This window comes from Carnobacterium sp. TMP28, assembly GCF_047553015.1.
In the GTDB taxonomy this organism is placed as follows: Bacteria; Bacillota; Bacilli; order Lactobacillales; family Carnobacteriaceae; genus Carnobacterium_A.
The window spans coordinates 2,118,165-2,140,866 of the sequence record NZ_CP180212.1 but is presented as its reverse complement, the minus strand read 5'-3'; the positions used below and the strand labels follow the sequence as shown (position 1 = coordinate 2,140,866).

The following is a 22,702-nucleotide window of genomic DNA, read 5'->3' as shown; positions in this document are numbered from 1 at the left end:
AGAATAGCAGCTAAAAATTCATTTAGTAAACGGTGCTGTAGAGTAGTAAGCACATAAATTTACTTTACTTAAGGGTATGGTATACTTTATGAAAATGGAAAGAGGTGCATCATGGATAAAAGAAGAATTGTTATTTATACTATTTTATTTTTTGCGACATTAGCAATTGCAACACAAGGGTTTACTAATATCGGCTTAGATGGTTTATTAGTTCCGTTAATTTTTACCTTTGTTTATTTTACAACAATCTTTATTATAGCAACGATTATTAAAAATAATTCGATTGTCGATATCGGATGGGGTATGGGCTTTGTTGTAGGAAGTTGGCTTACATTACTTGTAACAGAAGACCCTACAATATTATCTTATGCTATTGTTGGACTTATTACTGTATGGGGTTTGAGATTATCCTTACGTTTACTAAAAAGAAATTATGGAAAACCCGAAGATTTCAGATACGCACAATGGCGTAAAGAGTGGGGCGATAAAGTTGTTATTATTGCTTTCTTTAGAGTCTTTATGGTCCAAGGTATTATCAACTTTGTTGTTGGGTCTGCGAGTTATTCTGTAATCAAGTACAATGAATTTAGTTTTAACTCAGGTCATCAGTATTTTGTTTATGCGGCATTACTTATTGCATTAATAGGATTATTCTTTGAAGTAGTCGGTGACGAACAGTTAAGACAACACATTAGTAAAGGTTCAGGCAAACTTTTACAAACAGGGCTATGGTCCGTCACACGTCACCCAAACTATTTTGGGGAAATATTAATATGGGTTGGATTGTATGCAAGTGGGATTACATTGTTCTTTACTGGTTCTGTAAATCCATGGTATTATATTGCTCTAATCATCTCACCTATTTTAATGAGTACAGTATTAATAAAAGTATCCACTCCATTGTTAGAGAAAAATATGGAGAAATACGATTCATGGGAAGAATACACAAAAAAAGTTCCAATGCTTTTCCCTTGGGCTAAAAAATAAAAGCAATCCATTATAAGGATTAGACTAAATAAAGTTCAAAAAGCTCCGTGCAGAAGGTAGACCATCGCCTTTTGTACAGAGCTTTTTTAGATTTTATTTTTACGTATCCATTAGTCGAAAAAGAGGCTTATTTCATCTTAAAAAAAGAGCTCTGAATCTTCTATTTGTTGGTGTAGTTCTTGTTTATTCGCTTCAAGTTTATCTTGTAAATCCAGAACAGAGCTACCAAGGGTTTTAAGCATACGGCTATTTCGTTTAATTTTTTCCTTCGTATCCCAATCTGAAAAGAAATTATCAAAGAAAATATCAAAGGTTTTACTCATCCCACCAAACGTTTCATAGTTGAGAGAAGTATCTAAAGAGAGATCTTTCAATTCTTTATCATAATTTTCTAGTAGCTTTTCCATTTGGTTCATTTTAGCTTCAGCCGTATTAATTTTATCATATTTTAACATATCTAGTAGAAAGCTACTATTTGTAAACATATCCCAAGTGGAATAAGAATCCGCAGACTCTAAGTCGTCTAGTGCCTCGCTAATTCCTGCTAAAACTTTATCTCCAGCAGCAGAAGCTTCGTCCAGCTCTATCAATTCTTGCTTTAATTGAGCACGGTTTATTTCTTCATCAGCAATTTTATCTCTGAAATGTGGATCCTTACTGTAGAGACTATCTTTTAACTGGCTGATTTGGCTACTGGTTTCTTCACTAGCTAATTGAATAGCAGCTAAATCTTTTTGAGCTTCTACTAATAAAGTTGAGGATAGATCTAATTCAACTTTTGCAGCAAGTTTTTCTTGTAGTTCTTTATCAAGTTTTTTGTCATAATGACCCATCATTTGTTTTATAAAGGTAGCTAAAGATTCTGATTGTAATTTCTCGACATCTCGACTTTCTTTTTTTAAGTTCGTCTCTGCGAGCGTAAAGCGTTCACTATTTTTCTGGTATCTTATCTTTGCAGATATCTCTTTTTTTGAAAGAGCTCTTAGTTTTGCTTGTAAAGCTTCATATTCTTCCATTTTTAAACCTGCTTTCTATCTTTAGATGAGTGATTAAAGGTATAGCCAAATACGTCTTCAAAACCATTATGACTTATCTAAAAAGATATCTCAATAAACAAATGATTGACTATAGTAGAAATCTCGACAGATTCAGTAAGTAAATCTTGTCCTACTCGAATAGCCCATTTTATTTATTCGATAATAAAAAAATTCTGAATAGATTGCAAAACTATCTAACGTGATAGCTTTTTTGATTTATCTTTTTAAATTTGTCATAATAGATAAAGGGAACAAGTTTAAATAAACTAGTGTTTTTTGTAAATAGACTTAAAAGATAACGAACAAACAGATAAAATTAAATTGAAATAAAGGGGGGAAATCGTTTATGGGAGCTGTACTTATACAAGCGATTAGTTTTTTATTAGTTATTCTAGCAGCCTATCTTTTTAAAGTTGCGAACATATTGGAAGGAAAAGATGGACGTATTATTTCAAAAATTATATTAAACTTAACTTTACCTGCAACAATTATTATTGGATTTAACTCAGTAGAATTGAATAAGATAGTATTCATTATGATTGGATTAGGATTAGTAGCGAATATTATTTTTATAACGTTTGGAGGACTGATTTGGCGTAAAAGAAAAACATCTGACCAAGCGTTGATGATCTTCAGTCAAGGTGGATACAATATTGGGAATTTTACCATTCCGTTTGTACAAGGTTTCTTCCCACAAGCTATTCCATTTATTGGAAGTTTTGATACGGGAAATGCGTTAATGCTTTTTGGAGGGACTCCTATTCTAGCAGATAAACTTACTGGCCAAAATCGTGGCGCAAGAGGGATTGGAGAAGTTGTTTTTCGACTTTTTCGTTCTCCGACGTTCACAACATATAGTGTTATGATTTTATTAGCCTTAGTCAACATCACTATTCCAGACACTATTCTTTCAATAGTTAAATTATTCGCTAGTGGCAATGCCTTCTTATCTATGTTTATGATTGGTCTATATTTAGAACTTACTATTTCTCGAAGCGATTTTAAAAAAGTAGCACAGCTTCTTTTCACACGTTATACTATCGGAATTTTATTTGCACTAGTTTCTTACTTTTTATTGCCTTTACCAGAAATTGTTCGTTTATCTTTAGTTCTTTTAGCACTTGCTCCTATAGCAACAGTTTCTACAATTAATATGGTCGTTTACGGCAATAAAGAATCTCTTTCTGGTTTTTTATCTTCCGCTAGTATTATTCTTTCATTGCTATTCATGACTCTTGCCCTTGCTTTAATTATGTGAAAATAAATCGTAGCATTTTCATTCTTTTGAGACTATTTTGTAGATAGAAATAAAAGCCATTAATCAAAATAAAAACAAGACTACCTAATCGTTCATTGGATTGGGTAGCCTTTTAAATTTTTTTGTTAAAAGTACGACTAGTCGAGTATCGTCTCAACTTTAGACAAGTTAATAACGTACGGGAGTTTATTTTCCAAAAAATAATATAGACCAATTTGGTTACTATTCTATTTTTCTAAGTTGTTTTTTCAGAGTAAACTTTTTTAAGAAAACAAGCGAAACGGAGATGAATAAAAACGATAATTGTGTTTAGGTGAATAGTAGAAAGTATAAAAAATGCTCGATTTAAATGCACAAAAAGTCTTAGATAAGGCCAACTCAAGATAGACAAAATGATAAGGCAGACGAAAGGTAACAGCTATAAAATTACTGGTACTTATTCCTTTTAGATTTTTCTTTTGAAAAGAGCACATCTAAAAAAGTCAGACTAAAGGCAAGACCTATACTGCTAGAAAAACTTTTTAATAAATCAACTTTTGAAGATTTAATCACAAGATCAAAGAGAGAAGTTAAAGCAATAAATAAGAGCAATAGGGCTAAAAACTTAACGAATCTTTTTCTTAGTTCACTCCAACTATGCTTTCTCGCATTCATAATAGTTATGAATGGAACGTATAGCAGGAGAAAGAATGTGAGACATAGATATCCTGTCAGAAAATAAAAAGAAAAACGATGATCGCTATCTGTATAAACAATAAAAAGCGAAAGGATAGTTGCTAAAGTGAATAGGCTGAACAGAATTTTTGTAAAAATGACTGTTTTGTTTTTTTTCATTTATAACTCTCTCTTTCGTAAGAACTTAGTGAATACTGTCTATTGAATCGTCTTAGAGGTAGGTTCCTTAATTGTTGTGGAATAATGGATTAGAATGAAAGTCACTATTCATGTGAATACACGTTGAATTACCACTAATACCAGCTCTTGTTCTTGATAATGATACGACTAAAAAAATGCATTAGTGATTTTTAATGATTTCTGTGGCTACTTCTAATAATCTAATAGCCATCCTGTAATTATCGCCTATCACGTCAAACACTGGATCTTCACCTAAAACAGAATAATTGTGTCCCTTTGGTAAATTCCCCTCATCATAAGATTTTATATCTTCAAACCATGTTTCAGAGCCATAGTACTTACTTAATTGTTGTAAAGATTTCTGCTTTGCTTCGAAGTCATCTAGCTGTATTTCAAATTCATTCATCCCTTTTTCTAGTTCGCTTACTATTGTTTGCATCTTTTTGATTCGTCTAAATTGAAAACTAGTTAATTCGTCTTTTGTCATCTATATTTACCTCCAATAAGACTTAATTTAACTTATTTGTTAACAAATAGATTCTTCTTATTTTACTTTTTGATTGAATAATATAAGATGTTAAATGGATTTTCCAATTAAATGCACGCTATTTTATACTAGTAAGAATAAAAAAGCAGGGGGTACCTTAACAATTGAATACCCTGCTTTTAAATTCATTCAGAGTAGAAAAAAGGAAATTTTTTCAGATTTACTTCAAAAACTTTTTATTCTTTCTGCTTCTAAAAAATCGGTAGTAATAGTGTAACCCATACTAGAACTGATAACTGAATCTATTTGACAAAATGGGCATAGCGCTGTTTGACCATGATCAACGTAGTCTGTTATGAGTTCTGGAGTAAATATCTTTGTACAATGGTAACAACCGCAATAGTCACTATTCTCCAAATAAGCTTTATTTTTAAAGGCACTTTGTATGACGTTATTTTCTTTTCGTTCCATTTTAGTAGATTCCTTTCGTAATACCTGATTAGTAGTAATTCCTATAAATTTTTTAAATAATTTCTGTACGCTGCATTTACCTGACTATATTCTCGGTCAGATTCTTCGTGTTGCAGTCTTAATTCTTCCTCGTACTCTTTATTAGTCATACCAAGATCTGAAGCTAAACTTGAGGGAGAAGAACCATTTTCGGATTCTGAAGACAAGTCATTCAATTGATTCCGTTCTTGTGTATAGGTGTGTTGCATTTCTTTCATAGCATGAAATTCTTTGAGGGTCATGTTATAGTCTTGTGCTTCTTCTGGAGCAGATAAATCATGTTCTCTGTAAAAGAGGGTTCTTCTTTCTAATGTATCTAATGATCGATAATCAATAGCCTGTGAAAAGGCAGTATTTTGATCCTCAAAGAAAGAATGGTAGTCAGAGTTTCCGATGTTTAGGACAATTAAATTGGTTACGCAACGAGAGAGACCGGTGTAAACCAAATTATTAAACGTTTCGCTTTGATTTTTTTGAGGTTTATTTATAATTAAAACTAAATTTTTAATTTCCCAGCCTTTGTATGAATGGATAGTAGACATTTTAATTTTTCCGCTATTCATATGAAAAGCAAATTTTTTACTTCTTTCAAATGATTTAATTAAATCCTCAACGGGTACAGTATCGTATTGAGACACTTTAGCTTCGATTGCGGCTACTTCTTTTATACTGGCAAAAGTTGTAATAAACTGTTCTTCTAATTTCCCTTGAGAAATTAAGTGTTCTTGTAACTCTCTAAGAACTTGTTTATTTGTACCTAGAAAAGCAACATCATTTTGATTAGGAAAACCTTTTGAGCGAAAGGATTGAAAAATCGTATCCGTTAATTGTTTGGTTAATAACTCTTTAGTAGACTCGAGATAATAATAGCTAAAAGAAGCTTCTTTTAAATTCAAAGACAATTGAATGGGATTAAGTTCTGTATATTTTTTAAGATACTGAGCTTGAAAATCAATCAATAAATGTCCTAATGCATTAGGAGAACGGTATTCTTCATTTAGTGAAACCCATTTAGTTAAGTCCTTCGTTTCATGATTATGACTGTCTCTATAAATAGTTTGATTTCCGTCTTTAAAACAGACGAATTCACCATTTTCTGCTAAAAAATATTTTTTAATTATTTTTAACCAGGAGTCATCATAATCTTGTACTTCATCTAATAAGATAACAGGATACTTTATTATTTTATTTTTTACATCTTCAAACAGATGTTCATTCTCAAAGTCATAATCAAAATCAACTTCATAATTTAAAGCGTTGGTGGTGATGAATTGGTGGTAATGATTAAACTCAAAATATTCCCAATTAAAATTTTCTCGAACATTACTAATTTGATCTTTAATGTACTGTCTTAAAGTAATGTTGAAGGTTAAGATTAAGATAGGGCCGCCTGTTCTCTTTAGTCCATTCACAGCTCGCTTAGCAAGGACAGCTGTCTTACCAGTACCTGCAAAGCCGTGAATGTTTAGATTTTTAGAAGGACTACTTTTTGATAATTGAAGTTGTTTTTTAGAATAATTTAGCTGTTTGCCAATTCTTAGTTCGTGATAAGAAGGACGAAGCATATCTTTTAAGGGTTCGTATATTTCTGGTGTGAAATAACTAGAAGTATAACCTGTATAAAAATAAGATCTTTTTAATAAATTATGTAACTTAATTTTAAGGTTATCTTTTGAAAATAAGGTTAGGTGATTCGTATCGCGAATACCCAGATTCTCTTTGACCTTTTCTAAGTCTTTTTCAGTGTAGTGATGGAAGTAAACCAAGCACTGTATAACACCAAAATTATTTTGATGCTCGATCAATTCTCTACGATAAAGCTCAGGTGCATGGAATCTTATTGTATTTTTTTTGTATCTGTTTACTTGCTCGATTGGCGATAAGATAACGCTTTTACTTTTTTTCAAACACCACTGTTTTTTTTCGTTTATACAATAGTGCTGTGGATTATAATCTTTCACTTCAATGATAAGGATGCCAGCATTTTTTTTCATAATAAATAGATCGGGTCGATCACTATTCAATAAGGGTTGAAAATAAATTTCGATGGAGTCATCTTCAACGAATTCGTTTTTCAAAGTATGAAGTAAGTGAAGCTCTCCTTCTGTTGGTTTTACTTTTAATTGAGTAATTTCGTTAAGTGTAGGGAAAAATGTGGCCATAAAAATCCTCCTATTTAATAGAAACAGCTTTTAAAAAGTGTAGTTTTAATCTACTCTACTGATAGCGTTTATCTGTTTTTTCGTTGCAATTAAAGAAAAGATGAGAGAAGAGTAGAATAGGTCAAAAGCCTACAGTTATATTATAACCTATCTCAAATAATATAACTCAATCTAATTCAAAAAATGAACAGAAAGTAACCTATCCATTTTTTGAATTTCTTATTGTATGCTATTATTTTTTTGCTGACTAGTCTTTTTCTTCAATAAAATCTAACAATAGGCTATTAAATTCTTTAGGGTGTGTTTCCATTGAACAATGAGCTGCACCTTTGATAACGTTTACTTTCGTTCTTGGAATTCGTTCTTTAAGCTTTTTATATTGCTCTTGGGGAACCCACGTATCGTTTTCTCCGGTAAGAAAGAGAATAGGAACTTTATTCTTTTGGAGTTTTTCAAGAGGCTTGCTTTTTGTTGTTTTAAGAAAATCTGGAATAAAACTAGGCGATTCGCTTAATTTTAACCCATTGAGGTAACCGTCAATTTCTTTTTTAGAAGGGTTTCTGCCATAAGCTGAAGAAAGAAAAGAGTTTATTCTTTTATTTGTCAGGATAACATGACTATAGACAACGTCTATGGCTCTTTCAATTGGAGCATAGTAGATTAAATTTGGAACGGTTGATGGGTTATTATCAAACAAGGCTCCTGAAACTAAAACGAGCTTTTCTGTATCTTCTGATCGATTCATCGCCATAGCTGAAACCGTTCCACCACCCATGGAATGTCCTACAAGTGTCCAATCCAATTTTCTAGTATCTGCTGCCAAAGATAAATCAATCGTGTCTAATAAACTCCATAAAAGTTCGCTTCTTGCTTCTTGGCTATGATCGATACCTGGTCTTTTGTCACTGTATCCAAAACCCGGTAGATCTACTGTTACTACGAGGTAACCGGCATCTTGTAACTGCTGAACGTTGTTTCGCCATGAGAAAGTGGAACCTCCAAGACCATGAACCATGATTATTTTCCCTTTTGCTTTATCTATCAACGGTAAATAAGAACGATAATGAATACCGGTAGTACCTATCGTTTGGAAACGGCTTTCGATAAACGGCTTCTCATTTGTTGAATCAACTGTTTTAACCGTAAAGAAATAAGGCAAAATACTGATGAATACAAAAGCAAGTAACAAAAATAGAAGCATTCTTTTAATCCATTTTTTCATTATTATCCTCCTCATCTGTTCTCAAAAATAGTAGCAATTTTATCTTAATAACTCTGGTATGAGTTGTCTAGTACTACCTGATGCCTCCACTTAAATAGGCTATATTCCAAATCAGCTAAAGTATTTAATAAAAGAGTCTAGATTAATAACGAGCTACTATTTCTTTTCTTCATGAGTGAACCAACTGTTAACAAAAACAGCAATGTAGACAATTAGACTCAACAAAAAATATGCGATTAAAGACACAACTAATCCGGCATAGAGAGACAGAAAAAAAATAGAAAACAAGCTTGATTCTCCACCTGAACTGAAAAAAATAGCGAGACTATATAAGAAAAAAATGAGTAAACTAACTTTTTTTATTTTTTGTTTAGCAGTGGGATAGACCATTTTTAAAAACCTCCTAGTCAATGATAGAACAATGAGCTAACTACGTTCTACTTACAGTATACTAAAAATTCAATTAAACTATAGGGAATAATGAATAATTATCAGTGGTAACGTTACCAGCTAAAATAAGCAAGGATACGCCCTATTTTTTATGGTATGTTTAGCTTTCGTCCCTATGCACTACTGCTCTATTTTTGTAATAACTTAATGAGTTAATCTACGTTATCAGCTGCATTGATAACGCTTCCTATTTTTGGTAAGATAACTCTATTAAAGGTTTATATTAGAAATATAGTCTATTTTTTTAGGAGAGATGAATGATGGTAAAAAAAGAATTTTTGTATCTATTTTTAATGATAAGTTTATTCAGTACGGGATGTTCTACAATCAGTCACGAGCTTTATACAGGAAGAGATTTAAAAATAGGGGTTATTGGAGACGCTCCAAAAGTAGCAGAAACGATTTTTTTTGCTGATATGACTTTTGAGGAGTTAGAAAAAGATCGTATGACTGTTCATTCCCAACACGATGCTATTTTTATCATGCCGGAAAAGTTAACAGAAGCTGATGCTGAAAAATTTGTTGAGGTCTATAAGCAATTGAGAATCCCGATTTTCTTTATAGGAACAACAAAAGCTGCTATACCCTTCACTTTTGAGGATGCTAGCTATAGTAAAGTAGCGGATGTTTCGCCTAAAAGCTATGCTGCTGGCTATTTATATAATCCAGATAATCAGTTAGGCCAGCAATGGCGATTTATAAAAGAAAAAGAGGACAATGAAAAGATAACCGAAAAAGAGATTAAAAAAATATATAGTGAGATATTCAATACCATTAGCTCTATCAATTAAAGAATAAGAAATGAGGGAGATTGAAATGGTTAAATTTAAAAAGACTTTTGTGATAGGAACTTTCATTTTAGCTGCTTTTTTACTCGTAGCTTGTAGCCAAACTGCTGTAGAAAAAGAGGAGGATTATTTTTATGCGTTAAATTATATTGAAGGCGGAACAGGTGACAAAGAAGAAATTTACTTCTATGTCATTAAACCTTTTGAAGAAAGAGTATTAGCATCAGTACTAGGGGAAAATGAGTCTGACGCAATGTATGACTTGGAAGACTATGAAGATAAAGAAGATAAAGTAACGTTCAAATACAATGGGATAACGGAAAGATTAGAAAAGAAATCTGATTCACTTTGGCATTCTTTAGAAACAGGAATAGACTATGATGTAAAAAAACTTACTAAAAAAGCGGATAATAAAGAGATAGATTGGTAGTAAAAAAGTACTATAAAAGTAGGTAGTTCGTGTACGTTTGAACTATGAGATAAAAAGTCAAATAAATCCAATCTTTTAAGTAGAGAAGATTGGGTAGTTCAACTGGTTTAGTCTATTGATAATCAATGGATATTTTTATCTACTCTTTAAATAGAGTTTTTATTCCTAAAATAAAAGAAAAAATAGCAATAAGAATATATCTGGTAGCATTTAATCCTACTTTTATTAAATAGTTAGTAGTATCTATTCCATCGTCATAAATTTTAGGATAGATAATATCTGGTAAAATGAGCAATACTCCAATAGCGATTAAGATCAAAGAGTACCCTAAAACGTTTCTATAATTTTTCATACTTAACCTACCTTTTTAGTCATGATTTTCTAGTATTTCTTCTTTTTCTTACAACCTACTGTCAGTTTTTTCTGTACAGTAGATAAGAAAAAAGTTGGTAATCTAATAATTATGAGCAATAGAAAAATCAACTAGATCTAATTTAATTTATAGATTAAAATGTGAAGTATCGTTAAATGTATTGATAACATGTTGACCAAAATCGTTTTGACTCAAGGTGGAAATACCACCTACTGATGAGGAAAAATAAGCAGATACAATCATTTCTGGTTTGAACTTTAACCACCAAGCCAGTATATAGCCTAAAGTTCCGCCATGAGTCACAATAATAAGCTGTTTTTTTGGGTTTTCTTTAGAGAGAGAATCCATACACTGACAGACTCGCTTATAAAATTCTCTCCAAGTTTCCCCACCTTGAAATTCCCGATAATCTAAATCGAACTGGTTTCCAATTTTAGGGTTTCTATTTTCGTTAGACCATTTTTTAGTTTTATCTGCTGCTATACCTGTATTTATTTCACGTAATCCACTATTGGAGATAGCGTGTAAATTTAAGTGTTCTCCAATCATTTTAGCTGTTTGAGAAGCTCTCAATAAATCAGAAGTAAAGAGGATAGAGTCATTAATGAAGGATTGTTTTTCCAATCTTTTTCCAATCATTTCAGCTTGCTTTTTCCCTAAATCAGTCAAAGGTGTATCTGTCCATCCTCCAGACATATCGTTTATATGGTGCTCGGATTGACAATGCTGTATTAAAATTAGAGTAGTCATTTTTCCACCTCTTAACGATTAGTTTGAGTAATAGAGATTTACTATTAAAAGAATCCGTTTATCGCTTAAATTATTTTTTTTTGCTTTCAGCGTAATGGACATAATAAAAGATAGCACCCATAAATAAAGAGATAAAACCAACTAACGCAATAAAAGCATTCAATTGAGTGTAAGACAACTGATTCAATACGTAATTGCTAATGAAAATAAAAAACGAAGCGATAATAACTAACGTTCCAGAAATTAAATACATACCTATTCTCCTTTTAACTTATAATAGACTGATAAAAAAAGTATACCTTATTCATAATTAAAAATGTATTTTATTTAAACGAACGACGAGTAATAAAGTCAAAAGAGAAGAAACACTCATCTGGATTTACTAAGTCGTTAGCATTAAAATGATAAGCTAACTCTTATTTGGCCCATATTTATCGGTAAGACTAGATTAGTCAGCTATTTTTAAAACGATTTTTCCTGTTTGCTTAGCTTCTGTTAAACGTTCAAAAGCTTTTTTGTAATCTTCAAAAGGGTAAATGGTATCAATTAGAGGCTTAATGAGATGCTTTTCAGAGAATGCAATCCTATTTTCTAATTCTTCTTTCATTTTTAGAGAGTGTACGTCCTTAATTTGTAACCCATCTATTCCCGATTTCTGTTCATGAACCAATGCTTTCATTTCCTCAGCCCTTTCCTAATCAACTCCGCTACTAACTAAAACTATACCAATTAAAAGCTAGTAGTGCAAAACGATAGGGTTAAATAAAATTCTTGAATGAATAAATAGAAATTTGTTTTGATAAATAAGTAACATGACATGACAGATTAAAGAAAAAATAGTAAGCTAAAGAACACGGATAGATGTATACCATCTTATCTAAAAAAGTTGGTGTAACGTAATTTGCACAATCCACTGGAGGGGTATTGATTAGTATGAATTTAACGGACCTATTGAAGTCGATAGAAATCGATTCTAGTAGCCACAATGGACGTATATCAGAACTAAATAAAATTGAGATTAAAAAAATTGCTTATCATTCAAAAGAAGTAGAGACAGATACCTTATTTGTCTGCATTAAAGGGTATGAAACAGATGGGCACAACTATGCTAAACATGCTGTGAGTCAAGGGGCAACAGTCATAATCGTCGAACAATTCATTGAAGATATAGCTATTCTTCAGCTTAAAGTTTCAGATAGCCGCGAAGCTTTGGCTGTTTTATCAAGCAATTTTTTTGGCAATCCGTCTAGATCAATGAGTCTGTTCGGAGTAACGGCTACTAATGGAAAAACGACAATTATAGGTATTGTAGAAGAAATTTTTAAGGCTTACCAATTAAAATCCGGTTTAATAGGAACGATTCTTGTTAAAATGGATAAAGATATCGAAATGAGTCAATTGACGACACCAGAGTCTTATCATTTACAACAACATTTTGCGAAGATGAGAGATCGTGCAATCACACATGTTTCGATGGAAGTGTCTTCCTCAGCATTAGAACTTAAACGAGTTCATTATACAGACTTCGACGTCGTAGCCTTTATGAACATTAGTCCAGAGCACATTAAATTGCATAAATCATTTGATACCTATTTTGACGCTAAAGCTTCATTGATAAGAAACGCACCTGAAACGAGTACAGCTATTTTAAACGTTGATGAACCCCTATTAATCCCTTTAGAAAAACAAACAAAAGCACAAGTCATCACTTTTGGAATTGAGAATAAATCTGGTACGATGGTGGTTTCGAATATAACGTTTTTAGGGGGTATTCCCTTATTTACGGTGACGATTCAAAAACCATTTCACACTCTAAGTGGAAAAATAATCACTACTAAGAGTTTTGATTTGGAGGTATCGGTCCCAGGTTATCATTCTATCTATAATGCGCTTACAGGGCTTGTTGTAGGATTGGTCAATGATATACCACTAGCAGATGTTCAACGAGGAATTAAACAGTTTAGAGGGGTGGAAAGACGCTTCCAGATACTTTATGACAAAGAGTTCAAGGTGATAGACGACTTATTGCTGAATCAAAACAACATCGATTCATGCATGGAAACAATCAGTCGTTTAGACTATCATGAGTTGCATCTTGTACATGCTATCAGAGGAAATAACGGTCCTGAACATAGTCTAGAAATTGCGGAGACGTTAGCAAAATGGTTTTATAAAATAGCTGTCTCTAAAATCATTTTGACGACAGCATCATCACATGTAGATAAAAAAGACGAAGTGACAACAGAAGAACTAGCTGTTTTTCTGAAGGTAATGAAACAAAATGAAATTGAAGTTACTTTTTTTGAAGAGCTCGAAGAAGCTTTGCAATTTGGTGTGAATCAGTTAGCTAAAGACGATATCTTATTGATTTCAGGAGCTCATTCAATGGATCAGGGTGCTAAAAAAACATTAGAATTAGTAAAGGAAATTCATCCTACAGTAGATTATGAAAGAATCAATCAAGTACTAGAAAATAAGTTTATTGGAAAAGATTCTTCGAAATTAGCTGAAAGAATTTTAAAATTTAGTTTGGAAAGTTAAAGATAAAAAAACTGTCTCGTTCAAATTTAATCCTTCGTTTCTCTGAAAGTTAGCATCCAAGCCTAACTTTCGTTTTTTTTTAGAAAAAATTATTTTCTATTTACACGAATAAATATTAAATTCGGAGGATTATCCAACGGTCTTACAAACTACTAGGAGATTAAAAGAGAATAAACGTTTACTATTTAACAAAACGGCTAAAACGTATGTTATAATTACTGTCGTATAATAAATTTTTAAAAGTAACTAGATTAGATCGCTAGATAGAAAGATTAATCATAAATATTAATGAAATGTTAGGTGAATTTAGTGGTTTTTATAAAAGAATATCAAGAATTTCGTGAAAAATTCCAAGAAAAAAAAGAGTCTGAAAAAAAATTATTATCTGAAAAAGATAGCTTAAAAGAAAAGCATAAAGAGGAAATTCACAAGGTTAACAAGACGATTTCAATACTCAAGAAAGAGTATAAACAAAAACTTAAAGAATTAGTACAAGAAAAAGAAATAGACAGTCAGCGATTTCAATCAGCTGCTATTGATGATGTAACGCAACAAATTGGTACGTTAATTTATTTGAAGCAAGAACAAAATAAAAAATTACATAAACAACTTCAAGAAATAGAAAAAAATGAAACGAAATGGATAGATTATATTTACATAAACGTACCAGATCAAGTAACAAGAACAATGATTAAAGACTCTTATTTAACTAAATTACCAGTTACTGAGGATGAAATAGTAGAGAACATTTCCAAATATAAAAATAGATTTAGCTTTATAGAAGCTAAAAAACAGTTCTTAGCGATGAGTTTTGATGAAATAGATAAAAGATTCAATAAAGAAAAGGTTAAGTACGAAACAATCGAAGAGAAAAAAGATTGGCTTGCTTTTTTTAGAAATCCTAATCGTAGAGGATTAGATACACAGGGATTTTTAACAGAATTACCTACTTATGCAATTATCGCATTTATTTTTTTAATCATTCGATGGTTGTTTAAAGTATCGATTGGTGCTTTAGCTGACAATACGTTAGGACGTTTTTCTTTTTTCTCAGGTATTTCTAACTTTTTAACAATTGTTCTTAACATTATAGGTTATGGGCCATTTATTTTATTAATCGTTTCTATAGTTATTTTTTTAGGTAGTAAACTATTAAATATAACGATTAAAAAGCCATTTAAGAGTCACATAGATAAGCAATTGCTAGAAACGAATGCTGTTTTATACTATCTTTTTGCAAGTTACGATGATTCTTTAGTTTATAAGATGTCACAGGAGAAGACGATTGAATTACCTCATTTTTTAATTCAATCCGAGCAGCTAGATAAGTTGTATGCTAACTGTCCTGAATTAGCAAAAGATTCTATCGTACAAACGTCTATAAGAAGCTTTTTAGATGGAGAAAACTATAAAAATCAATTAGCAAATTTTGAAAAAAGTATGCTTACTGGTAAAAAACATATTCATGATGCACTTAGAATAGTGGCAGCTGATTTAGATTGTTTGGGAAAAGATAAGGATTTAGGATTACGTGGAGAGTTTCATTTAATTCAATCGACAGTTGAATTAAATTCTATAGATAGGTTAAATGAGTATTATGATAATAAAAAAAGAGAATTAGAGTTAGAACAAGAACAAGAAATAAATGAACGAGAAGCAGAAAAAGAAGCGCTATCAATTGATTCTTCTAAAGAAATAAAAATGAACAAAGAGAATTTACAAAAAATAAAAGAAGAAAAAAGACAAATTATTCAAAATATAGATGACTTAACAGAAAAATTAAAGAAAAACAGTCCAGAATTAACAGAAATAGAAATGACAGATAGTTTTATACTAGATATTGTGAAAAAGAAATCTGAAGATGATATTCAAGAATGGATAATAGTCAATCATCGTTATTCTGCTTTATTTTTAGTCTATTCTACGCCAAATAGAAAAGATAAAAAGCAACTTTTTTCTCATATTATAACAAATTTATTACGCTCTCTTACGCAAACGAATAGCAAAAATTTATTTTGTTGTTATTTTGTCGATGAATATGGAATGGGAGTAAATATTTTAAATGAGTCACAAAGTATTAAAAAAGCTAAAGAAAATAAGAGCTACGTTAATTTAGTGAAATATGGAGATTATTCAATTAAAGAATATTTTGAAGATTTAGATAAAAAACGTGATAAACTTGTGAAATCTGATATTGAAACAACAAATAGACAGTTACTCAATGAATTTAAAAAATTGGGTATGGAGGATGATTTTAAACTGATTCGCTACAACTTTCCAATAATAGACTTGGATCGAACATTTGCTTATAAAGCATTGGCGACTATGTTGGAATATCGTTCAAAAGGCTTAGGAGTTATACCTATTTATTTTATTGAACAACAAGAATTTATAGAGTTAAAAAAAGATAAAGATTGGGCAACGAGTTTTGATGATGCTTTTGAAGACAATCGAGTACTTGATGTTAGTCTGGACACATCGGATAAAAATAATCATTTAATCAAATTTATTAAAAAAGAAAAGGAGCAACAATAATGGCAATGAGACTAAGCGCAAGGACTTTTGAAGACGTTAAGAGCTTGGTGGCTGATTTTACTGGACGGATAAGCTTATCAGGGTTTGAAATTATGGATCAAGTAAATGATTATTTTTCTACAGATTATTATGAACAAGTTTTTAAGTTAACGGAATCTTTCGCTGATAGCTTCAATGGAAGTTTTAAAAGTAAAATTAGTACTTGGCTTGATGAATGGCAAGAAGGAGACACTAGCTTTGTTTATTTAGCTGAAAGTATAAAAGCTGGAGAAGAAACAGTAGAAGAGGCTAGACAACAGCAACAACTATTAGTTGAAGCCTTTAAAGAAATACATTTTCCTACAAATATTGATAGTGGAAATAAAATCTCAGAAATTAATACCGAAAGAATTAGTCTGTTGGCTAGTTCAATCACTGAAAAGGCTGAACAAGTATCAGATGATTTGACTGCATTTGAAGGGAAACTTGAGGATATCCTTAGTGAAAACCAATTTTATACCGGTATAAGTCATGTTATTGTTCCAGCTAATAAAGTATATTCTGAATTACTAAAGGATTTTGGTAAGTCGGTAGCTATTCTTGCTGAAAAAACGTTAGAGGCTGGAGAGTTAGAAAGAAGTAGAATGGAAGGGCAAATCGAAGAAAGTAAAATAACTGTTTCTCAACAAACGAGAGAAATTTCAGAAGAAATACTAGAACAGATGAACACGCTATTTGATGGCAATGATTTATAAATAAGAACTATCTAACAAGTATTCTTGTTAGATAGTTTTTTATAAATATAATTGGTCTAATGAGTTATGTGTTACTAGTAGTATAGTACATAAATGTATAGTTAAGTAAGGACTCAAAAATTAGGAATGAAGGAGTTTTTTTATGAATCAATCTATTTATAGTGGCGAATATGATTCTAAAGAATCAAGACAAGAAGAAAGCTACAAAAAATTCCAAAGGCTTTATAAAATAAGAATAAAAGAAAATAGTGATGAAGAGAGACAAGATGATCAGTTTCAACTAATTAATTTCAATGAAGATATTAGAATATGTCCAGAACCACTGACGTTTATAAGACAACTTTTGGGAGAACAATCATTTTCAGAAAGAGAAATTTTTTTGGAAAATATTCTTAAAGAAGATAACTGTAAAGTCCGAGCTATAGAAGGAAAAGATAGTAGTTTCACTAATGAAATATGGAATAATAGTACGATTGATGGTGTGAATTTGAGACCTGGATTTTATGCTAATAAAATGATAGATCTTAAATCTATTCGCTTAGATGATCAAGCGGTCCATGGATTAGTAGCTGGAGTAACAGGGAGTGGTAAATCTGTTCTTTTAAATACAATGATTATGAATTTATTATTTGAATATCCTGCTTGGGAACTTGAATTGTATCTAATGGATTTTAAGAAAGTAGAATTTTCTCGTTACTTATCTACAGTACAAACGCCAGGAATTAATGCTGTTGGAGCAACGGAAGAAGTTAGCTATGCGGTTTCAATCATTAAGTATATTTATGATGTAATGAATGCTAGAGAAACATTATTTGCTAAATTAAATCAAAAACACATTAAAGATTTTAGAAGGAAATATAAAGTTGTTTTGCCACGAATTGTATTAATCGTTGATGAATTTCAACAGATGTATTTAGATGCATCCACAAAAGAAGGAAGCAATATCAATAAATATCTTACAGCTATTACTAAAAAAGGGCGAGCGACTGGTATTCACTTACTGTTCGCTTCACAAGAAATGTCTAACACCTTACCATCAAATGTAAAAATGAATTTTAAGGCTAGAATTATTTTGCCTTGTACAAAAGAAGTTTCTGTGGATATCCTTGGGAATAAAGCTGGTGAAAAGCTAGAAAAGTACCATGCTCTAGCTAATACACAATCTGGAGATAGTGACGATAATATTAAATTTCAGATTCCGTATATTGATACCTCATTAGAAAATGAAAGTGGTTTTACTGCTTTTGAACAGTTATTAAATGAGTTAAAGTCTTTTGGAGATAGTTTTGATTTTAAAAAAAATCATAAGTATTATGAAGAAACGACAAGCGATGATATAGAAAAGTTGATTGACTTAAAGAATAATAAACATGTTTCAAATCAAATTAGCCAAATTTTACTGTCATCTGAACAATATTTAGAAAGCCTTATTTTGGGTCCAGCAGTTGTTTATAATTCTAAAAACATTGATTATGAGTCAATATTTTTAGAAAAAACTAAAAACAATCATATTGCATGTTATAGCCCTAGATTAAGAGAAAATGCCTATCTATTGAATCTTTTATTTATAAATTTTTATTACGCAAAAAATACGTATCAGCACGTTGTTATTAATCGAGAGAGTGGAATTTACGAACAATATCCATTCAAAAATCGATTTGAACAAGTACAAGAAACGAATCCAAATAAGGACCAGTTAAGAGGGGTTTTTAGTACCGATCAAGAAATTATTAAGCAATTAAGTGACTATGAAAGACGATTAGTTTATAAAAATGCCTTACAAAATACGAGTGATGTTAAAGGCTATTTTGAAATGCTCATAAAGGATATAAAAGAATCTCAATTTTTAAAGACAACAGAAGAATTGTCGCTTTTAGAAAAAGTCTTAAAAAGCTTACCTGAAAAAGCTATAGTGTCACTTGAAGAGGTCGATCCGTCATTATTAAAACTATCTCATTTAAAGATATTTAGTCAATTTAAGAAAGGAGAAAAAACAATAGAGCAATTATTTCCATGGAGAATATACTGGATAATTGGGTTAGAAAACTTGGATTTTATTTTTAGACAGTTAGAAAAAGTAGCGTTTTCTTCTGCTTCTTCAGTAAATACGCTCTTCATTTTTTTCTCTGGGAATCTAGACGATGCTCGAACAAGAGAGTTTATGAAAAAATATTGTCATTATATTTTCTTGTCACATGCTACCAGTACTGTTTATGATAAATTTAAAGGCAATCATACTAAACGCAATGATGAGAACATTATGGTGGATTTAATTATTTCACATTTATCACAACAAAAATCATTTAAAAAATTTAATACGAATTTAGATAAATTAGAGATTATGTCTTTAGATTTCGACACATTGTTAGGAGAATAGGAGAAGAATGTGAAATATAGTTTGCGTGAAGAACACCTTACAGCAGCTTATCAGCTGAATAAAGATTATTTAGAAGATATCAGTCAAATAATGAATCAATACATTATTTATTTTGACGATAAAACACAAGAAGCGGGCTATCAAGCATTAACTGATTTTAAAGTGATTATGTTAGATAGCTATTTCCAAAATGTATCCAATAAACTAGCTGAATTTTATGGTGAATGGTACGGATTTGAACAATTAGAACATTTCAGCAGACAACTTAAAATAGGGGAACCGTCAATAGAACGATTGATTCAGGATAAAAATATAGAACAAAGATTGTTTGCAGAGTTTAAAGGTTTGGTTCAACTTCCTCAAGAGACAAGTGGAAAAAGTATTCACTATCAATTTGATGAAATAAATGAAGTTATTGAGCAAACTAAAATATCAGTAGAGAGATTAAGTGATAAAACGGAAATCTATCAAAATAAAATAGGAGATTTATTTCAAACAAATCTATATTTTCTTCCTTATACTAAAGAGGCAAATCCCCAAGGAGAAATTTTAATAAATTATTTTGAAACAGTAGTAGACTTTTTACTAATTTTTAAAGAACAGAGTGAAGAATTAGTTAGGCTATTGCAATACATTTCAACTGAAAATATAGATCAAAGTAAAATTGAATTAAGTATAGCTATTGCTATGACTATTACTGTAACTATTGGAAACACTAAAGATTCAATCGGTGAATACGGGCCTTTAAATGATGGCGAACAAAATAAAGAGCGTCTAAATCCTCATAAGGAAATAGACGCATTAGATCCAAGTGATGTCTCAGAGGATTCGAGTGAAAAAGATTCCTCTAGGAGTATTATGTTAGAAGAAGTAAAAAAAATAATGATGGAAAAAGTGTATCCAGCATTTGAAAAAGAAATAAACCCAATTTTATTAAACCATCAAGGGATTCTATTAGAAGTACTAAAAAAAGTTCCTGATAGCGTATTAGAAGGTGTCATAAAATTAGTTTCAAAAGAAGCAAATTTAAATTTATCTGATGAAACAATTAAATCACTAGTCAGATTCATTCATAGTATCGAAAATGGTGAGTCCCTCAGCGAAATGTTTGAACAATATGGTATTGATGTAATCCGTGTACTAGTAAAACTTGGTGGAAAGTATCTGTGGACTATTATTTCAAGAATTGGAGTAAAAAATCTCCTACAAGCAGCGTGTATCTCAAATCCAATGCTCATTCAAGTTATAGGGCTAGGAGCTTTAGCTGCATTGTTTATGGTAGCATTGACAAACGATCAATCTGTTATGGAGCCTGCTCCGTCGACAGGTTACTCAGGTGGGGGTGAATCCAACTATCAAAGAGGGGATGGAACTTCAACTGTTAAAGGTTCAAGTATTCCTAATGAACCTCCAGTTGAGGTCAAACCTAGTTCTCAAGGGGCAAATAGGGTTCCAACTTCAAAAGGCTCAAGTACTATAAATGAACCTTCAGTTAAGGTCAAACCTAGTTCTCAAGGGGCAAATGGGAGTCCAACTCCCAAAGGCTCAAGCACTATAAATGAACCTTTAGTTAAGGTGAAACCTAGTTCTCAAGGGGCAAATGGGAGTCCAACTCCCAAAGGCTCAAGTACTATAAATGAACCTCCAGTTGAGGTCAAACGTAGTTCTCAAGGGGCAAATAGGGTTCCAACTCCCAAAGACTCAAGCACTATAAATGAACCTTTAGTTAAGGTCAAACCTAGTTCTCAAGGAGCAAAGGGGAGTCCAACTCCAAAAGGATTAAGCACTATAAACGAACCTCCAGTTGAGGTAGAACCTAGCTCTCAAGGAGCAAAGGGGAGTCCAACTCCAAAAGGCTCAAGCACTACAAATGAACCTTCAGTTGAGGTCAAACCTAGTTCTCAAGGGGCAAATAGGGTTCCAACTTCAAAAGGCTCAAGTACTATAAATGAACCTTCAGTTGAGGTCGAACCTGGCTCTCAAGGGGTAAATAGGGTTCCAACTTCAAAAGGCTCAAGCACTATAAATGAACCTCCAGTTGAGGTCAAACCTAGTTCTCAAGGAGCAAATAGGGTTCCAACTTCAAAAGGCTCAAGCACTATAAACGAACCTCCAGTTGAGGTCAAACCTAGTTCTCAAGGAGAAAACGGAGGCCAATTTATTGCTAAAGACACTATCGGATTAAATCATGTAGATGGCCAAGAATCAACTCCGAAAAATGGAAAAAATGGTTCTAATCGCGTATCAGATACAGGTAACTATCCTTTAGAAGGACAAGAAAATAGTATTGTAGGAAATCAAAATAATGCTGTCAAAAGAAATTTGAATCCACTAGATTCAAAAAATAACGTTGGCAAAGAGAATGAAAAGAAAAATGACTCAAATAGAAATGAAAAACCAACACTATCTCATCTAAAAAACAATCAAAATAAAGTTTATGAAGCTAATCCAAAAAATCCATTAGGTAATAAATTAAATGAACTTCTCAATCCAAACTCTAAGAATCAAGAAAAAACAAGTCCCTTTAGTGAACCAGAATTTAAGACATTACAAAAACAACTAGCTAATTTAGAATCAGAGAATCCTGACAATGATGCCTTATTGAGTGCTTATCGAAACTTAATTGGCAATGAAGGAGTTCCTGTTGGTAGTCCTGCTAACGATGAAGAAGTGAATAATGTGAAAAAAATACTTTCAGCATCTGATACCCCTGTTAACAAAGAAGACGTACCTAGATTTGCTGAAGAAATTAAAAGAGGAAGTAAACTTTGTGCAGCAGGTCTCCCACTCGTTGATTCAACTGGTTCATTATTAGCAGCAAGAGGAGATCAATTGGTGCCTTCATTAGATTCTAATGCGGAAAAAATTTATGTAGAAGATGAAATGAAGCCGTTACTAAATGATGTTTTTTCAACCTATCAAGATGATCCAACAGCATTTAACTTGTTTCTAAGTCGATTATTTATAGGTCTTACTCTTGGCGTAGCATTAATTGCTTTTACAGCTGGCTTTTCATTGCCTATCACAGCTATTATTGTGATAAAGCTGTTTACCAATAAAATAACTATTACTGATGAAAAGAAGAAAAATATTGCAGCGGTTAATACGACATTAGGAAAAAAAAGAATGGAAAGAATGTTAAACGACTATTCTTTTAAACAAGAGGAAGAACCGAGCTATTTAGAAAAAAATAGAGAATAAGTGAG

At 31.6% G+C, this 22,702-nt stretch carries 20 protein-coding genes; 9 read left to right on the top strand and 11 right to left on the bottom strand.

Translation table 11 applies throughout. The annotated features are described in order from the left end of the window. The first annotated feature begins 111 nt into the window (after window positions 1–111). Window positions 112–987 (top strand): DUF1295 domain-containing protein, encoded by an 876-nt coding sequence (locus ACMHYH_RS10155; protein ID WP_414839286.1) that lies wholly within the window; start codon window positions 112–114, stop codon window positions 985–987. A gap of 137 nt (window positions 988–1,124) precedes the next feature. Here the strand turns inward: ACMHYH_RS10155 and ACMHYH_RS10150 are convergent, their stop codons facing one another. Then, window positions 1,125–2,003 carry a hypothetical protein gene (locus ACMHYH_RS10150; RefSeq protein ID WP_414839285.1) on the bottom strand — a complete coding sequence of 293 codons (879 nt, stop codon included), beginning with the start codon at window positions 2,001–2,003 and terminating at the stop codon, window positions 1,125–1,127. Between the two features lie 367 nt (window positions 2,004–2,370). Here ACMHYH_RS10150 and ACMHYH_RS10145 point away from each other — a divergent pair, with 367 nt between their 5' ends. Continuing rightward, the gene (locus tag ACMHYH_RS10145; protein ID WP_414839284.1) at window positions 2,371–3,282 is read left to right on the top strand and encodes an AEC family transporter; all 912 of its coding nucleotides are present in this window, start codon (window positions 2,371–2,373) and stop codon (window positions 3,280–3,282) included. 426 nt (window positions 3,283–3,708) lie between these two features. On the opposite strand, the gene ACMHYH_RS10140 is transcribed toward ACMHYH_RS10145, so the two are convergent. The 6 genes from ACMHYH_RS10140 to ACMHYH_RS10115 form a co-directional block, all read right to left on the bottom strand. Further along, on the bottom strand, window positions 3,709–4,116 hold the full coding sequence (locus ACMHYH_RS10140; protein WP_414839283.1) for a hypothetical protein: 408 nt from the start codon (window positions 4,114–4,116) through the stop codon (window positions 3,709–3,711). A gap of 181 nt (window positions 4,117–4,297) precedes the next feature. Further along, window positions 4,298–4,624, bottom strand: a complete 327-nt coding sequence (locus ACMHYH_RS10135) for a DUF4298 domain-containing protein (protein ID WP_414839282.1) — start codon at window positions 4,622–4,624, stop codon at window positions 4,298–4,300. A gap of 225 nt (window positions 4,625–4,849) precedes the next feature. Beyond that, window positions 4,850–5,095, bottom strand: a complete 246-nt coding sequence (locus ACMHYH_RS10130; RefSeq protein ID WP_414839281.1) for a cytoplasmic protein — start codon at window positions 5,093–5,095, stop codon at window positions 4,850–4,852. A 41-nt stretch (window positions 5,096–5,136) separates the two neighbouring features. After that, window positions 5,137–7,296, bottom strand: a complete 2,160-nt coding sequence (locus ACMHYH_RS10125; RefSeq protein WP_414839280.1) for an AAA family ATPase — start codon at window positions 7,294–7,296, stop codon at window positions 5,137–5,139. Between the two features lie 247 nt (window positions 7,297–7,543). Next, the gene (locus ACMHYH_RS10120) at window positions 7,544–8,518 is read right to left on the bottom strand and encodes an alpha/beta fold hydrolase (protein ID WP_414839279.1); all 975 of its coding nucleotides are present in this window, start codon (window positions 8,516–8,518) and stop codon (window positions 7,544–7,546) included. Window positions 8,519–8,674: 156 nt separating this feature from the next. After that, entirely contained in the window at window positions 8,675–8,908 is a 234-nt protein-coding gene (locus ACMHYH_RS10115; RefSeq protein WP_414839278.1) for a hypothetical protein, read from the bottom strand. Window positions 8,909–9,228: 320 nt separating this feature from the next. Here ACMHYH_RS10115 and ACMHYH_RS10110 point away from each other — a divergent pair, with 320 nt between their 5' ends. Together ACMHYH_RS10110 and ACMHYH_RS10105 are read left to right on the top strand one after the other, a co-directional pair. Then, window positions 9,229–9,759, top strand: a complete 531-nt coding sequence (locus tag ACMHYH_RS10110; protein ID WP_414839277.1) for a hypothetical protein — start codon at window positions 9,229–9,231, stop codon at window positions 9,757–9,759. Between the two features lie 25 nt (window positions 9,760–9,784). Continuing rightward, a complete protein-coding gene (locus ACMHYH_RS10105) occupies window positions 9,785–10,186 on the top strand; it encodes a hypothetical protein (protein WP_414839276.1) in 402 nt (133 codons plus the stop codon). Window positions 10,187–10,325: 139 nt separating this feature from the next. Here the strand turns inward: ACMHYH_RS10105 and ACMHYH_RS10100 are convergent, their stop codons facing one another. The 4 genes from ACMHYH_RS10100 to ACMHYH_RS10085 all read right to left on the bottom strand — a co-directional run bounded on the left by ACMHYH_RS10100 (window position 10,326) and on the right by ACMHYH_RS10085 (window position 11,988). After that, on the bottom strand, window positions 10,326–10,538 hold the full coding sequence (locus tag ACMHYH_RS10100) for a hypothetical protein (protein ID WP_414839275.1): 213 nt from the start codon (window positions 10,536–10,538) through the stop codon (window positions 10,326–10,328). 147 nt (window positions 10,539–10,685) lie between these two features. Then, entirely contained in the window at window positions 10,686–11,309 is a 624-nt protein-coding gene (locus ACMHYH_RS10095; protein ID WP_414839274.1) for a histidine phosphatase family protein, read from the bottom strand. 70 nt (window positions 11,310–11,379) lie between these two features. Then, window positions 11,380–11,562 carry a hypothetical protein gene (locus ACMHYH_RS10090; RefSeq protein WP_414839273.1) on the bottom strand — a complete coding sequence of 61 codons (183 nt, stop codon included), beginning with the start codon at window positions 11,560–11,562 and terminating at the stop codon, window positions 11,380–11,382. Window positions 11,563–11,757: 195 nt separating this feature from the next. Beyond that, window positions 11,758–11,988 (bottom strand): zinc-binding dehydrogenase, encoded by a 231-nt coding sequence (locus ACMHYH_RS10085; RefSeq protein ID WP_414839272.1) that lies wholly within the window; start codon window positions 11,986–11,988, stop codon window positions 11,758–11,760. A gap of 254 nt (window positions 11,989–12,242) precedes the next feature. On the opposite strand from ACMHYH_RS10085, the gene ACMHYH_RS10080 reads away from it, so the two are divergent. The 5 genes from ACMHYH_RS10080 to ACMHYH_RS10060 all read left to right on the top strand — a co-directional run bounded on the left by ACMHYH_RS10080 (window position 12,243) and on the right by ACMHYH_RS10060 (window position 22,697). Continuing rightward, complete coding sequence (locus tag ACMHYH_RS10080) at window positions 12,243–13,850, top strand: Mur ligase family protein (protein WP_414839271.1); 1,608 nt, start codon at window positions 12,243–12,245, stop codon at window positions 13,848–13,850. Between the two features lie 309 nt (window positions 13,851–14,159). Continuing rightward, window positions 14,160–16,385 carry a hypothetical protein gene (locus tag ACMHYH_RS10075; RefSeq protein ID WP_414839270.1) on the top strand — a complete coding sequence of 742 codons (2,226 nt, stop codon included), beginning with the start codon at window positions 14,160–14,162 and terminating at the stop codon, window positions 16,383–16,385. Beyond that, the gene (locus ACMHYH_RS10070; RefSeq protein WP_414839269.1) at window positions 16,385–17,119 is read left to right on the top strand and encodes a hypothetical protein; all 735 of its coding nucleotides are present in this window, start codon (window positions 16,385–16,387) and stop codon (window positions 17,117–17,119) included. The genes ACMHYH_RS10075 and ACMHYH_RS10070 overlap by 1 nt, the downstream gene beginning before the upstream one ends. Before the next feature lie 142 nt (window positions 17,120–17,261). Next, window positions 17,262–19,496 (top strand): FtsK/SpoIIIE domain-containing protein, encoded by a 2,235-nt coding sequence (locus ACMHYH_RS10065; protein WP_414839268.1) that lies wholly within the window; start codon window positions 17,262–17,264, stop codon window positions 19,494–19,496. 9 nt (window positions 19,497–19,505) lie between these two features. Then, window positions 19,506–22,697, top strand: coding sequence for a hypothetical protein (locus ACMHYH_RS10060; protein ID WP_414839267.1), 3,192 nt, complete (start codon window positions 19,506–19,508; stop codon window positions 22,695–22,697). The last annotated feature ends 5 nt before the right edge of the window (window positions 22,698–22,702 follow it).